Origin of the sequence: Paraburkholderia sediminicola (genome assembly GCF_046026855.1) — a bacterium.
GTDB classification, from domain to species: Bacteria; Pseudomonadota; Gammaproteobacteria; order Burkholderiales; family Burkholderiaceae; genus Paraburkholderia; species Paraburkholderia sediminicola_A.
In genome coordinates, this window is the sequence record NZ_JAQQET010000044.1 from 38,940 (window position 1) to 53,153 (window position 14,214).

Genomic DNA, 14,214 nt, shown 5'->3' on the forward strand with positions numbered 1-14,214 from the left:
GTTTGGCGGTCTGCGAAGATTCTAGCGCGAGCAGCGGGTTTTCCGCTTGCAGGCTTGCAGCACGTTTTTAAATCAACCCCATGCAGACGGCGGCGACGATTGATCCCATCACCAGCACTGCGCCAACCGTTTTGCGTTTGTTCAGCTCTGTCCAAAGCAGGACACCTGTAAGTGACAGCAGAATGATGCTGCCCGCCAGGGTATCGATCAGCAGCACCCAGCCGACGCTCAAGCCGACGCCCTTGTGCAGATTCGTCAGCGTCGCGAGAAACGAGTTTTCGCTGCGCTTGACGGTCACGTAACCGTTGCCGACCCAATACTCGGCCGACGTGTTTTCATGCGGCGACGCGAAGCTGAGCTGCCAGTGCTCGGGTTGGATCACGCTGCGTTCGCCCCACGCGACCGGATGGGCGGGCTCTTTCTGTGCGCGTCCAGGGTTGCCGGTCAGGTTGAGTTCATGTTTGAGCCACTTGCCAAGTTCACGCGGCGTCTGCGGCGCCGGTTGCGGCAGCGGCACCTGCACGACCGACACCTGCGGCTCGCCGGTCGACACTTTGAGTGGCCCGCCCCGATGATTCAGGAAAAAGCCCGTGGTGCCGAACAGCAAACCCAACGCCGCGCCCCACAAGCCGATCCAGCCATGTACTTTGCGCAGCCATTTGACGAAGGTCGCGCGGCGCGAGCGCTGCTGCCGTGCTTTCAGTTCGCCGCGGCCTGGCCGCCGCGGTTCGCTCGCCGCGACGTCGACGACCTCGGCGGGTTGGAATTCAATAACCTCGGGTACGCTCACGTTTCGCTCCAGGTACGCAACAGGTTGTGATAGCAGCCGACCAGACTGCGGCGCGCAGCATCGTCGGCATGCGTGGCGTTCAAACGTTGAATCGCCGTGTCCATATCGAATAGCAAAGCGCGCTGCGTGTCGCTGCGCACGAGGCTTTGCACCCAGAAGAAACTGGCAAGACGGGCGCCGCGTGTGACCGGCGTGACCTGATGCAAACTGGTGGCCGGATAGACGATCATGTCGCCCGCCGGCAGCTTGACCTGCTGTACGCCGTAGGTGTCTTCGACAACGAGTTCGCCACCGTCGTATTCGCCCGGCTCGGAAATGAACAGCGTCACCGAGACATCCGTGCGCAGCTTCACGCCGTTGGGCAGCACACGCACCGCACCGTCGACGTGACTGCCGAACTCCATGCCGCCTTCGTAACGATTGAAGAGCGGTGGGTACACCTGATTCGGCAACACCGCGCTGATGAATAACGGGTTGCGCTCGATCGACGCGAGGATCACGTCGCCGATCTCTCGCGCGAGCGGCGAATGCTCGGCGATCTGCTGATTGCGCTTGACCGGCGCGCCCTGGTAACCAGCGGTCGCCCGGCCATCGACCCATGCGTCGCCGGCGCTGTCGAGCCGCTCGCGCACGAAGCGCAACTGCTCGGCGTTCAGTACATTTGGAATGTGCAGCAGCATGTTGGGTTTCCTTTGCGTGCTTCCTGTGCGCGGCGTCCGGTCGAACGCGACATCAGAAGCGGTAGTCGAGTGTCGCCAGCAGCGTGCGTCCAATGCCCGGCACTGAACGGCCACCATCCGAGGGAATCAGCGCGTCGTAATACTGCTTGTTGGTGAGGTTCAGCAGATTCAGACGGACGTCGTATTGCTTCGCGTGATACGCGGCAGTCGCGTCCCAGCGGGTGTAGCCCGGCACCTGCACGTAGTTCGTATTCGACGCGTAGCGCGGTGACATATAGGTCGGGCCGCCGCCGATTTCCCAGTGCGGTGTGATCGCGTAGGTGGTCCAGAGCGTCAGCGTGTTGCGCGGCGTGTTGGCCGGCACGTGCCCTTGGGTTCCGTCGAGCGCCTTCAGGATGACGGCGTCCATATACGTATAGCCGCCGAACACCTGCCACTTGTCGGTGATGTGTCCGGTGACACCCGCCTGGAATCCGTCGACGCGCACGTCGCCGTCGAGTTCATATTCGGTCGGCGAAACTTGCGTGCGGGCGTTGGTCATCTCCTCGCGGAAGAACGCGGAGTTTACCGAAATATTGCCGCCCAACAGGTCCCACTTGCCGCCTACTTCATACGACCGGGTCGACTCCGGTGCGAGGTTCTGCGTCAGGTTGGTCACCGTCAACGCCTCAAGCGAAGGATCAAACGAGGTGCCATACGACACGTAGTACGACTGCCAGTCGGTCGGCTGGTAAATCACGCCGGCGCGCACACTGGTAAAGAAGTTGGTTTGACTCGCGTAATTCGGCAGGGTGATCGAGTTGTGGATCTGCGCCTGGAAGCGGTCCCAACGCAAACCGCCGATCACCTTCCAGTGTTGACCGAGCGATACGGTGTCGTTGAGGTAGGCCGCGATTTCATTCGACCCGGAATCGGCGTAATTGCCGACTGTCGTAGTCACACCCGCGGGCGACGACAGATACGCCGGATTCACCATCGATACAACCGGCAAATTGTTGCGCGTGTACGCCTGGTTCGAATAACTGTCGTGGCCGAGTTCGATGCCGGCGATCAGGTCATGCTTGACCGGGCCGGTGTCGAACTTGTATTCGAGCATCGTGTCGTTGTACAGCGAATGGTTTTCGATGACACGGTCGTGGCTCTGCAACTTGATAAACAGTTGCGACGGCGACAGCGTCGTGTAATTGCCGTTAGTGAGCGCCGTGCTGCTGGCCAGCGGGCCCGTCAACACGGACTGCGGCGCGGTTTCGCGCGCGTCGGTCAGTGAATGCGAAAACTGCGTCTGGTTGCTCAGCGTGAGACTGTCGGAGAACTTGTGCTTGATCGCGGCGGTGAAGGTTTGCACGTCCTGGATCGTGCGGTCAGTGGTCAGACCGTAAAAGGTGTTCTTGGGCACGGGCGAAGGATGCCCGTTCAACGCCTGCACGCCGTAGTCGGGCATGTCGTAGTTGTGCTGGATCAGCGCGGAGATCGTCACTTCGGTCGGCGTGCCGATGCCGAAGCGCACTTCCGGTGCGATGCCGTAGTCCTTGTTCTTCATCACATCGCGCGTCGAACCCAGACTTTGGCCGAATGCGTTCAGGCGAATCGCCGAGGTATCCGTCAGCTTATGGTTCACGTCGACAGTGGTGCGATAGCGATCGTCGGTACCCACCATGGTCGTGACTTCCGCTGAATCTTTCAGGTTCGCTTTCTTGCTCACCTGGTTGATCACGCCGCCAGTCGAGCCACGGCCGAACAACATCGACGACGGGCCGTACAGCACTTCGAGTTCCTCGAGGTCGAAGGTATCGCGATAGTACTGATTGCGATCGCGGAAGCCGTCCAGATAGATGTCATTCTGTGCGGTAAAGCCGCGCAGGTTGATGTTGTTGCCGATCTGACCGCCTTCGGCCGCGCCGATCGTCACGCCCGGCGCATTGCGCAACGCGTCCTGGAACGACGTGGCGCCTTGTGAGGCCAGCACGGATTTGTTGATAACGGTGACGGTCTGCGGAATGTCGCGCAACGCCGTGGGCGTCTTCGCGCCGACGCTCGAGCGTTCCGCCTGGAAATCCTGTTGTTCGGCTTGCCCCGCGACGCCGATGGTCGGCAAGGTCGCGTTATCGGTTGCTGCGCTCGGCGCCGCGTTTTGAGCCGACGGCTGCGACGCGGTTTGCGGAGCGGTCTGCGCTACGGCGGGCGTGGCGAATGGAACGGCAAAAGCTAACGCTAACGCAGTCGCAAGCGGCGTGTGATTGAACATGGGAAATCCCGTCGGAAGTGCGCTTGCCAGCTCCGCATGCTCGACATGGGATCAATGACAAAGTCGCAATTTGGCTGGCTGCCTGTCTCCTGCTCGAAGCGAAGACGACGGGATGGCTGGCTGGTGGTTAAATGAGAATCGCTATCATTCCACATGCATAAAGACGCATCAATCGCGCTAAACCTTACCGGGCGTAATCGGATTATTTCCGTTTTTTACTAACGTATGGGATATGTAATTTTCAATGCCTCGTCATGAGTTATGTATTACGTATCTGTAATATTCAGTGGCCCACTACAAGACGGTTTTAGCTATTCGTTAGATGAATATGTAAGCGGGCGTATATCAGGGATAAGCGCGTCAACTTCTGCCAATTGATGACGGAGCCGACGCCACGCCCCAAGTAATGTGCCTCAGCGGCAAGGGCGTTTCCACTCGCGCCGATAAATTGAACAGCACGACAAACTTTCTAAATCCTGACGATTTGTCAAACCAGAAAGCGTCGGCGGCCGAACACGAAATCGCCACACCGTTTATCCTTTTTGCAACACCGCATACCGCAACTGTTCCGCCCATCTTCGGAGTTGACCATGCAATACCGCAAATTCGGCCGCACCGGCCTGACCGTTTCGCGCCTGTGTCTTGGGACGATGACCTTCGGCCTGCAGACTGAAGAAGACGTTTCGCATCGCATTCTCGATACGGCAGCGGACGCCGGCGTGAATTTCATCGATACCGCCAATGTTTATCCGCTCGGTGGCGGCGAGAGTATTGCCGGCCGCACGGAGGAGATCGTCGGACGGTGGCTGAAGGGCAAACGCGACCGCTTCATTCTGGCGACGAAGGCCGTGGGCAAGATGGGGCCGGCAGCATGGGATCAAGGCGCATCGCGCAAGCATCTACTGGATGCGGTCGATGCATCGCTAAGGCGGCTCGGCACGGATTACGTGGACCTGTACCAACTCCATTCCGACGATGCGAATACCCCGCTCGATGAGACGCTAGAGGCGCTGGACGCGATCGTACGATCCGGGAAGGCACGCTATATCGGCGTGTCGAATTTCCTCGCCTATCGGCTGGCGCGGGCGTTGGGTCGCGCTGACGTTTTGCGCGTGTCGCGGTTCGTATCCGTGCAGCCGCGCTACAACTTGTTGTTCAGGCAGATCGAGAGGGAATTGTTGCCCTTGGCGGCCGAAGAGCATTTAGCCGTGATGCCTTATAACCCGCTGGCAGGTGGCTTGCTGACGGGTAAGCATCGGATGGATGCCGCGCCGGCGTCCGGGCGGTTTACCGATGTCGTCGGGAAGGCCGGGGCGATGTACCAGGAGCGGTACTGGCATAAGCGCGAATTCGAAACGATCGAGAAGCTGAAGGCGATCGCTGCGCCGACCGGCGAGTCTTTGACTCGGGTTTCTCTTGCGTGGGTGTTGGCTAATCCGCTGATTACGTCGGCGATTATCGGCGCCAGTCGCGCAGAGCAGTTGAGCGATACGCTCGCGGCTTCGGAGCTTGTGCTCGATGCGCAAGTCAAGGCGCAGCTTGATGAAGTGAGTTTTGAATATCGATGGGGTGACGCGGCCAGATAATGTGCAGCACTTCGAGTGCCGCCTTCGAGTGTTGCCTTTGACGGCGGCTGCATTTACCCGGCCGCCGCCGCAAAGGCAGAAAATCTCACCGCCCATATCGAAGCACCGTACTGGTGGCAGCCAGCACATGATCCTTCATCGCTGCCAGCAACGCGTCCCGTGTCAGTCCTGCCGGCAATGCGTCGGGCAATAAATCAAGCGCATAAACCTGCGCGACATAATGATGCGGAACCTCGCCGACCGGTGGACACGGCCCGTAATATCCGGGGCCGCCAGTCCGGTTCGTTCCCGCCACGCTACCGGCTGGCGGCGCGGCACCGGCACCCAGCCCGGTGGCCGAAGGCGCGACGCCATATAGCACCCAGTGCACGATTCCCAATCCCTTGGCGCCGTCCGGATCGAAAATAGTAATCGCATAACTCTTCGTGCCGGCAGGCGTATTTCGCCATTGCAGAGCGGGCGACACATTCCCGCCACCACAATTATTCGCGCTCGCCGCGTGGCTCGAATCCAGCGTGCCGCCGTCGGCCAATCCCGGCGACGACAGCGCGAATGCATCCGCCGCGCGGGCAGCGGTCGCAGAAAAAATCAGCACAGCACACAAGCCGGAAAATAACAGGCGTCGTGCAACGCCAGTGTTTTCGCTTCGAATCATCGTAGGTCGTCCCCGGTAAAAGTTAGCCAACCTGAAAAGGGCCGTAGCGCAGCAAAGGCGCGCCACGACCATTGATGCCAAACGTATTGACCGAGTGCTTTATTCCGCCGACGCGCAACGAATCCGTCAGCCAATCCCCTATCACTTGAACGGGCCGGTCCGCTTATTGGCTTCCGGCAACTGCCGCGTCTCACGCAAAGACTTCGGATGCCACAGGCGTGCGCCACCTTCGATCCCTGCATCGTTCGATACCGTCGCGACGTTCGCGGGCAACTTGATCGTCAGCCGCGCCGCGTTGCCACCGCCAATCCACAGCTTGTCGTAGTTCACCAGCGAATCAAGAATCTCGATCACTTTCTGGACCCGGCGATTCCAGCGCTTATTTCCTGCCTTGTCGCGTGCCGCGTCGCCAATGTACTCGTCGTATGCCACGCCCTTCTTGCTGACCGGATGATGCGCAAGCTCGAGATGAGGCATCAACTCGCCATCGCGGAACAGCGCCGTGCCCGCGCCCGTGCCGAGCGTCAGCACGAGCTCGATCCCATGACCTTCGATTGCGGCAAAGCCCTGCATCTCCGCGTCGTTGATCATTCGCACCGGCAGACCGCCGAGGCGCTGCGCCAGTGAATCCGCTAGCGGAATGTCGTGCCAGCCTTCAACGCCAAAGTGCGGCGCCGTCAGTATGCGGTTGTTGCGCACCACGCCAGGAAAACCAATCGACATCAGCGTGGGCGGCTCCTTTTCGACAAGCGGCTCGACCAGCTTCACCAATGCATCCACCAGTTGATCCGGTGTGCACGGATGCGGCGTCGCCACGCGCAAACGCTCGGTTTTCATCTGCCCGTCTGCATCGATGATTGCGGCTTTCAAGCCAGTGCCGCCGACATCGATCGCCAGAATCCGCTCGGTACTGCTTTTTACTTTCGTCTTACGTGTGGCCACGGTGTCCCCCGATTGTGTTGGTGCATCTCATGGAGTTACTTCTTTTCGATGGCATTCTTTTGCAAAGGCCGCCACGCGTGGCCGTTGCGTGCGAGCAGCGCATCCGCTTCCGCAGGGCCTTCGCTGCCGGCGGCGTAGCCGCGTACCGGCATCGCGCCACCGGTCTTCGGGTGCAGCACGTCGTCTACCGCGGCCCAGCTCGTTTCAATGCTGTCGGCCCGCTGGAACAGTGTCTCGTCACCGAGCATGCAGTCGTACAGCAAAGTCTCGTAGCCAACGTTGGCCTGTTCCGCGAAGAAGTCCGCATAGTCGAACGACGATTGCACCGCGCCGATCTGCATCACCGGCCCCGGTGTTTTTACATTGAAGTCGAAACTCGTGCCATGCGCGGGATCGATACGCAAGGTCAGCACATTGGGCGTCAGCGCGTCGACGGGCGTATCGCGAAACAGACGGAACGGCACCGGCTTCAGTTGCACCGAGATTTCCGTGCGGCGCGCAGCGAGCCGCTTACCGGTGCGCAGATAGAACGGCACGCCCGCCCACCGCCAGTTCTCGACATATACGCGTGCAGCGGCGTAGGTTTCGGTCGTGCTGCCTGGTGCGACGTCCGGTTCCTCGCGATAACCGACGCCCGCCGGACCCTTTTCGTATTGACCGAAGACGACGTCGTCGGCAGTCAGCGGCTGGATCGCGTCGAAGATTTCAGCCTTTTTGTCGCGCACGGCTTCGGCATCGAACGAATTGGGCGGCTCCATCGCGACCATGCCGAGCAACTGGAACAGGTGGTTCGGCAGCATGTCGCGGAACGCGCCGGTCTGCTCGTAGAACTTGCCGCGCCCCTCGACGCCGATCGTTTCGGCCGCGGTGATCTGCACGCTATCGATATATTCGCGCCGCCAGATCGGTTCGAACAAGGCATTCGCGAAACGCACCGCGAGAATGCTCTGCACGGTGTCCTTACCGAGGAAGTGATCGATGCGATACACCTGCGACTCGTCCGCGTACGACAGAATGTGCGCGTTCAGATCGCGCGCCGACGCGAGATCGGTGCCGAACGGCTTCTCGATCACGATGCGGCGAAAGCCGCCGCTGCCGCCCTCGCCTTCTTTCAGCAAACCCGCCTTGCCGAGATGCTCAACGATCGGTTTGAAAAAATGCGAACTGACCGCCAGATAAAAAATGACGTTGCCGCCCGGCGATTGATCGAGCTTTTGCTTGAGCTTCGTGAAGGTGTCGTCGGTTTCGAACTCGCCGGCCATATATTCGAGCCGCTGTGCGACCCAGTCCCACGCTTTGTCGTCGAGCTTGCCGGCGTGGAAGGTGCTGGCTTTGTCGGCGGCGAACTGTTGCAGCGACTTGTGCAAGTCGTCACGCCATTCGCTCGTCTCGCGCTCGCCGTGATTCACGCCGACGATCTTCATGCCACCGTCGAGCAGGCCATCCACGGCAAGGTTGTAGAGCGCCGGCATCAGCAGCCGTTTAGTCAGGTCGCCACCCGCACCGAAGATCACCAGTGTGCACGGCGGCGCAGGCCGCTTGCCGGCCGGCGACGGCGGCGCATCATGCGGGCTCGCGCTGACTTTGCAACTGGGTTCGCGGGTGGTGGAAGTTGGGGTGTTCGGAGTAGTCGACATGGGATTCGCTTAAGAAGCCAATGGAACGGACGTGGCGGTACATGAAAGACCACGCTTGAACCCACACAGTTCAAAAACAAGCACTAAACCTGGCCGCCCCGCGCGCCGTAGGGCTTATGTAACCTCGCGCGGTTGGGTCGCTACTCGCTACCTGGTCACCGCTCGCTACTTGGTCACCGCCGGTGCAGGTTCAGGCGTGGATCCGGGCGGGCATGCGGGCGCTGGCGCGGAAGTCGACGCGGGCATAGGCGCCCGGTCCGGCTCGCCTGCCAGCGGCACATTACCGGACGCGGCCATCGCCCTCGGTTGGAGGAGCAACGCCACCAGCCCGGTCCAGCCGGTTTGATGCGACGCGCCCACGCCACGCCCGTTGTCGCCATGAAAATACTCATGAAACAGCACGAGATCGCGCGAACGCGGGTCGGCCTGCAATAGCGGATACGCACCCATCACCGGACGTTCGCCGTTTTTGTCCTTCAGGAACAGGGTGGTTGCCCGGCGCGCCAGGTCGTCGCCGATTTCGCTGAGCGACAACTTCTGCCCTGAGCCGGTCGGATATTCGACGCGGAAATCGTCGCCGTAATAGCGATGAAATTCGTACAACGATTCGATCAGCAGATAGTTCACCGGCATCCACACCGGACCGCGCCAGTTCGAATTGCCGCCGAACACGCGCGTGTCGGATTCGGCCGGCAAATACTTGACGGTAACGCTGGTGTCGTTGTGGTTGAACACGAACGGATTGTCGCGATGGAATCGTGACAGCGCCCGCACGCCGTGATCGGAGAGAAATTCGCTTTCGTCGAGCGCACGGCGCAGCAACGCTTTCATCCGATGCCCACGCAACAGCGAGAGCAGGAGCGCATTGCCCTTGCCGGGCTCATTCCAGCGCGACACCAGCTTCGCCAGATCGGGGCGATGTTCGAGGAACCAGACGAGCCGCTCGCGCAAACCGGGCAAGCTACCATGCAACCGTTCTTCGAGAACGTGCACGGCGAACAGCGGAATCAGGCCGACGATCGAGCGCAGGCGCATCGGAATATTGCTGCCGTCGGGCAGGCGCAGTTTGTCGTAGAAGAACTCGTCTTCCGTGTCCCACAGACCGGTATCGCAATCGTCGTCGCAACTCACCGCCTCGGCGATATACAGGAAGTGCTCGAAAAACTTCACGCCGATATCCACGAACACGTGGTTTGCATACGCGAGTTCGAGCGCGATCCGCATCAGGTCGAGCGCGTACGCGGCCATCCATGCGGTACCGTCGGCCTGATCGATATGACCGCCGGTCGGCAGCGGCGACGAGCGGTCGAAGATGCCGACGTTGTCCAGCCCGAGAAAGCCACCCTGAAAAACGTTGCGGCCGTCGGCATCCTTGCGGTTCACCCACCACGTGAAATTCAGCAACAGCTTGTGGAAGACGAGTTCCAGAAAATCACGATCCGCTTTGCCGGTGAGCGCACGGTCGATTTCATAGACGCGCCACGCGGCCCAGGCATGCACAGGCGGGTTCGCGTCGCCAAGCGCCCATTCATAGGCCGGGAGTTGGCCGTTGGGATGCTGATAGCGGTCCTTCACCAATAGCAGCAATTGACGTTTGGCAAACGTTGGGTCGATCAGCGCGAACGCAGTCGCGTGAAACGCCAGGTCCCACGACGCGTACCACGGGTATTCCCACTTGTCGGGCATCGACACGATGTCCGCGTTGCACAGATGCCGCCACTCCGAATTGCGGCCGCGTTTGCGGGACTCAGGCGGCTTGGGTTGCAGCGGATCGCCTTCGAGCCAGCGCTGCACGTCGTACTGGTAATACTGCTTGGACCACAGCATGCCGGCGAGCGCCTGGCGCTGTACCAGGCGTGCGTCGGGATCGACGATCTCGTGTTGCAGCGCGCCATAGAATTCATCGGCCTCGGCAATACGGTGAGCGAACACCGCCTCGGCGTCGAGTTGCGCGTCATCGGGGCTCGACTGTGGACGCCAGCGCATGTACAGCACAGCGCGGCCCTGCGGGCCGAGTTCTATCGCCGCGTGCGCGGCCGCCTTGGTGCCGGCGTCGCGGCGTACCGCCTGTTCCTCGCCGTGCACGAGGTAATCGTTAAAGCCGTCCTTGAACGGCCCGGTGCCGTCCATGTTGAACAGGCGCTTGACGTTGGTGTCGTTTTCGCAAAATAGCCACGCCATCTGCGGCGCGTCTTTCGACCACGCTGTCACGACGATCGGCTCGTGGCCATGTTGCCGCCCGACCACCTGGGCTTCACCGTTGTGGTCTTTGCTGGCGACGAGCGACGGCTTGTCCTTGTTCTCCTTCCACGACCAGGAATTGCGCGCCCAGATCTGCGGCAGCACATCGAGCGAGGCCGCCTGATCCGCGCGATTCTCGATGGTCACGCGCATCAGGATGTCGTCGGGCGCATGTTTCGCGTATTCGACCTGCACGTCGAAGTAACGCAAATCGTCGAATACGCCGGTGTCGAGGATCTCGTACTCGGGCATGTCGCCGCCACGTCGCGCGTTTTCCTGCACCAGGTCGTCGTATGGAAAGGCGGCATGCGGGTACTTGTAGAGCATCCGCATGTACGAATGTGTAGGTGTACCGTCGACGTAGAAGTACAACTCCTTCACGTCCTCACCATGATTACCCTGCGCGTTGGTGAGGCCGAACAGGCGTTCCTTCAGGATCGCGTCTTTGCGGTTCCACAGCGCGAGCGACACGCACCAGCTGAGTTTGTCGTCGCCGAAACCGGCAATGCCGTCTTCGCCCCAGCGGTAGGCGCGGCTGCGCGCATGGTCGTGCGGGAAGTTGTCCCAGGCCGTGCCGTCCGGGCTGTAATCCTCGCGCACCGTACCCCACTGACGCTCGCTGAGATACGGCCCCCAGCGCTGCCAATGGGCACAATCGGCGGAGTGCAGGCGTGAACCTTCAATAGTGGCGAGCAGATTTGCAGCGCGCAGCGGTGGCATGACTACGTCCTTGCGTCGGGCCTGGCGGCGGGACTCACATCGTAGCGCGGTTTAAGCGGCGACGGACTCCAACCGGGCAAGCAGGTGTTCAATGCGTAGCAACTCCCCCAGCGACCACGCCTGAAACGGCGTACCGGCGGGTGTGTGCGGCGCATCGCCATCGGCGATCTCAGGGAGATGGTCGAGGCCGGCGTGATCGAGATGCGCGTACAGAGGGTCGAGGAAGCGCGTTTTGGCTTGTGCACGGGCATCCGCTTCGGCGCCGTGAACCCGCAGCCATGCTTCGACGAACGGTCCTAACAGCCATGGCCAGACCGTACCCTGATGATAGGCGCCATCGCGCTCCAGCGGCGAACCGCCATAGTGCCCGCGGTAGGCCGGATCAGACGGGGCGAGCGTTCGGAGGCCGAGAGGTGTGAGCAACTGCGCTTCGACCTGATCGACCACTGCGCGCTCCGCCTCGCCTTCGAGTAGCGAAAACGGCAGTCCGCCTACGGCGAAGATCTGATTCGGGCGGATCGAACGGTCCACTTTACCTTTGACGAAATCCACGTCGACGTTGTCGGCAAGCGCTTGCGTCGATGGATCGGTAAAGCGGTCATGAAACGCTTGCAACGCGCGTTCCGCAGGCGGTTGCCACTGCGGATTCCACGTTGCTGCAATGCGCAAAGCGTTGATCCAGAGCGCCTGCACTTCCACAGGCTTGCCGATGCGCGGCGTGACCACCCAGTCGCCGACCTTTGCATCCATCCACGTAAGTTGCACGCCGGGGGTACCGGCGCTCAGGAGGCCATCGTCGGTGGATGCCTTGATATTGAAGCGCGTGCCGTTCGTGTAGCCCGTGAGGATGGTTTCGACTGCCTGCTGCAAGCGTGTTCGGGTGTCGGCCTTCGCGTGGTTCGTCGCCAGATAGTCGTGGACGGCGATGACGAACCATAACGATGCATCGACGGAGTTGTATTCCGGCGTGTCGCCATAGTCGGGGAAACGATTCGGCAGCATGCCTTCGGACAACGTACCCGACCATTCAAGCAGAATCGCTTCGGCTTCGGCGAGGCGGCGCGTGGCGATCAGCAAGCCGCGCATGGCGATGAACGTATCGCGGCCCCAATCGGTGAACCAAGGAAAGCCGGCGAGGATCGTGCGGCCTTCGTTACGTACTGCGACGTAGGCATCGGCGGAACGCTGCAGGCGCGAGCCGAGTGCGCTGCGGCGTTGCTGTTCGATGCGCGCGAGTTCGGTTGCGTGGGCGACGATGGGGTTTGCGCTTGCCGAGTCCATTGCCCGAGCCGTTGCGATGTTCACACCTGCCGGTTTCGTTGCAAGGGCGGCGGTGCCAACTGAGTCCGCTGCATAGGAGGCTGTCTTCGTTCCGGCCGGGTCCCTCGCCGACGCCGACGCTGAGGATGCGATCGACGCACTGAGGATCATCACCGCTTCGCCATCGGCGAGATTGAAGCTAAACACACCGGGCGTGGCGAGGTCTTCGCTGAAATCGAGGCCACGCTCGCGCTCGCGAACGTAGCAGAAGTTCCGATACCAATCAGGTGCGTGCGTGTAGACGCCATTGGTCGCCGCATTGATGACCGGCAAGTCGCCATAGGGCTGCCAGCTCACACAGGCCTGGTCGCCGCTTGTCTGCGCGTTGAAGTTGAACGCGGGGTTTTCGTGGTGCAGCGCGTGATAGTCGCGACCGGAAAGCAAGGGCCTCACCTTCAGGATGAACGCGCCCGCGCCAAATGCCGCTTCTGAACCTTCCAGCCGCCAACGCAGAACCGTTTCGCGCGTCGCCTTGTTCACGAACACATCGGCCGTCAGGGACTTCTGCGCATCGAGTTGGAGGCGCCACGTCGGCCACGGCTCCGTGGTGAACTCGAGAAGACTCGCTGTCAGATCCGGATAGATCACGTCCGGCATGTACTGCTGCATGCTCAATGGATAACGCTTGCCGTCCGCCTCGAGCCAGGCTTCGATGCCGTTGACGAGCACTACACGCCCGCCAGGCGCGCGCGTGGCGGTGAGCAGCAACGCGTGATAGCGGCGCGTGCGCAGCGTGCCGACGGTTCCCGATGCGAAACCGCCAAAGCCGTCTGCTTCGAGCCATTCGTCTTCGAGACGCGTGATGTCGAAAGGTCTTTCGATGCGTGTCATGAACTTACCGCAGTATGCAAAGCCGCAAATCTTTCGGTGTGCCTGGGCTTCAACCGTATGGCACTGACATGACCATTCTCCTGCTTATTGCTTTCCATTTCCTTTCGAATAACTAACATTGCGACGCAAGTTTAAACACTCGCAAACGTTTCACAATTATTTCTTGAAAGGACTGGAGACTGCATCCGCCATCACGAAACTGGATGCGGACATGAGAAGAGATACACGCCTGGCTACCCTCGTTTTTGTTGCACTCGCAACTTTCACGCTAAGCGGCTGTGGCGCGGACGACTCCGCGTCAATATCTCCATCGCCGAGCGCGGCCAATAACGATACCTCGCAAACCCCGGTCATCAAACCCGCGCCCGACATGCTTAACGCATCAACGCCACTCGCAGCTGGCCCTGCCGCAGCGTCCGACGCGATCGCACAAAACATGCAAGCCAGCCTCGCCGCCGACAACCAGCAAATCGCGCCCGTGATGCATTACGCACCGGGCGACAACGCCAATAGCAACTAACTTGATTCCACCGGCGCGCGCGAGGCGCGCTATTCTTTCCCCACCCG

Annotated in this window: 10 protein-coding genes; 2 read left to right on the plus strand and 8 right to left on the minus strand. The window is 60.9% G+C overall.

Features of this window, described 5'->3' with window-relative positions; genetic code table 11:
* Positions 1–67: 67 nt before the first annotated feature.
* The 3 genes from PQR40_RS34550 to PQR40_RS34560 are packed head-to-tail and all read right to left on the minus strand — an operon-like array spanning position 68 to position 3,715.
* Complete coding sequence (locus PQR40_RS34550) at positions 68–790, minus strand: PepSY-associated TM helix domain-containing protein (protein WP_408510822.1); 723 nt, start codon at positions 788–790, stop codon at positions 68–70.
* A complete protein-coding gene (locus tag PQR40_RS34555) occupies positions 787–1,470 on the minus strand; it encodes a Fe2+-dependent dioxygenase (protein WP_408510823.1) in 684 nt (227 codons plus the stop codon). Before PQR40_RS34555 ends, PQR40_RS34550 begins: the two co-directional genes overlap by 4 nt.
* 52 nt (positions 1,471–1,522) lie before the next feature.
* Positions 1,523–3,715, minus strand: a complete 2,193-nt coding sequence (locus PQR40_RS34560) for a TonB-dependent receptor (RefSeq protein ID WP_408233914.1) — start codon at positions 3,713–3,715, stop codon at positions 1,523–1,525.
* Positions 3,716–4,305: 590 nt separating this feature from the next.
* Between PQR40_RS34560 and PQR40_RS34565 the strand changes: the two genes are divergently transcribed.
* Positions 4,306–5,301, plus strand: a complete 996-nt coding sequence (locus PQR40_RS34565) for an aldo/keto reductase (RefSeq protein WP_408233911.1) — start codon at positions 4,306–4,308, stop codon at positions 5,299–5,301.
* An 85-nt stretch (positions 5,302–5,386) separates the two neighbouring features.
* Here PQR40_RS34565 and PQR40_RS34570 read toward each other — a convergent pair whose 3' ends face one another.
* From PQR40_RS34570 to PQR40_RS34590, 5 genes are all read right to left on the minus strand, one after another.
* Positions 5,387–5,956: a YbhB/YbcL family Raf kinase inhibitor-like protein gene (locus tag PQR40_RS34570; protein WP_408337853.1), complete on the minus strand. Its 570-nt coding sequence runs from the start codon at positions 5,954–5,956 to the stop codon at positions 5,387–5,389.
* 141 nt (positions 5,957–6,097) lie between these two features.
* Positions 6,098–6,898 (minus strand): ROK family protein, encoded by an 801-nt coding sequence (locus tag PQR40_RS34575; RefSeq protein WP_408388405.1) that lies wholly within the window; start codon positions 6,896–6,898, stop codon positions 6,098–6,100.
* A gap of 35 nt (positions 6,899–6,933) precedes the next feature.
* Positions 6,934–8,535: a glucose-6-phosphate dehydrogenase gene (gene zwf, locus PQR40_RS34580; protein ID WP_408337855.1), complete on the minus strand. Its 1,602-nt coding sequence runs from the start codon at positions 8,533–8,535 to the stop codon at positions 6,934–6,936.
* Between the two features lie 165 nt (positions 8,536–8,700).
* Entirely contained in the window at positions 8,701–11,496 is a 2,796-nt protein-coding gene (locus tag PQR40_RS34585) for an MGH1-like glycoside hydrolase domain-containing protein (protein ID WP_408510824.1), read from the minus strand.
* Positions 11,497–11,547: 51 nt separating this feature from the next.
* A complete protein-coding gene (locus PQR40_RS34590) occupies positions 11,548–13,647 on the minus strand; it encodes an amylo-alpha-1,6-glucosidase (protein ID WP_408510825.1) in 2,100 nt (699 codons plus the stop codon).
* 211 nt (positions 13,648–13,858) lie between these two features.
* Here PQR40_RS34590 and PQR40_RS34595 point away from each other — a divergent pair, with 211 nt between their 5' ends.
* Entirely contained in the window at positions 13,859–14,167 is a 309-nt protein-coding gene (locus PQR40_RS34595; RefSeq protein WP_408510826.1) for a hypothetical protein, read from the plus strand.
* Positions 14,168–14,214 lie beyond the last annotated feature (47 nt).